The organism is Vreelandella olivaria, assembly GCF_023507745.1.
Taxonomy (GTDB): domain Bacteria; phylum Pseudomonadota; class Gammaproteobacteria; order Pseudomonadales; family Halomonadaceae; genus Vreelandella; species Vreelandella olivaria_A.
In genome coordinates this window covers 1-924 of record NZ_JALPZO010000029.1, presented here as the reverse complement: position 1 = coordinate 924, position 924 = coordinate 1, and the positions used below count along the sequence as shown (strand labels likewise).

The following is a 924-nucleotide window of genomic DNA, read 5'->3' as shown; positions in this document are numbered from 1 at the left end:
CCCGCTTCGGCTTCGCCCAGGAAACCAATGATCTGTTCTTCGCTGAAACGCTTCTTCATGTCCAATCTCCTTACCCATAGGATCGGACTCTAAAGTGTAGCGCTACTCAATCTGGGGGTGACGTCGTCAGTAGTGCAAAGCTATGAGAAGGACAGCAGGGTTTTGCGAGACTGGTCAGACAGTACGATCTTGACCACGCAACCGTTAGTCACTGAGTCAAAAGTTATGAGCAGGATAGGATAGCCTAAGTTGGTTGTGCAAAAATCTTAGCTACTGCAGCGCTAAGTTAACATTGCCTGTTTTGCGCCAGATGTAGCCCGCTCTCCCGGCCCATCCTGTTCTATATCCGTGATAAGCACCGCTTACACTTCGAATCAGGAGTGGCAGTCCTGATGCCTGTTTATTGGCGTAAGCTCGCTAGACATGGTTTAACTCAAAGTAGTCGCGCAAGGGCAACTACAGGACGGCACCCTGCGCTACATTCGCAAGCTAATTCCCCCCCCCCTTTATAATGATTGCCTGAAAAAGTCTATAGGTAATATCTGAAAACTTTGTAAGATATTTCTTACTTTTCTGTAGGACATTAACGCTTCGTATTGTGCCCCTATTGCGCTCTCAGTATAAGCAGCTATTCTCGTTGCTTTTCATTAGCGTTTGAATAATCGGGGAGCGTTACGATGGCAAACGGTCATGGTCTTTACTTCACCCTTGCGTTGCCCGGCGTGGATGATGCCGCTGTAGTGGATTTCACGCACCGAGAATCGCTGTCATCACCTTTCGAGTTATCGCTTCATCTCGCTAGTCGTCATAGCCGACTTGATGCCGCCGAGCTACTGGATCGCGACGCCTCCCTGACTATCTGGCAGGATGGCGAGCCCCTGCGCCGGATCCACGGCATGATCAGTGAGTTTGCCCAGGGGGATC

The 924-nt window shown here is 50.1% G+C and carries 1 protein-coding gene; it reads left to right on the top strand.

What is annotated here, in order from left to right; all coding sequences use genetic code 11:
• Window positions 1-677 precede the first annotated feature (677 nt).
• Window positions 678-924: contractile injection system protein, VgrG/Pvc8 family (locus HP566_RS02655; protein WP_249975724.1), on the top strand; the 247-nt coding region annotated here is incomplete at its 3' end.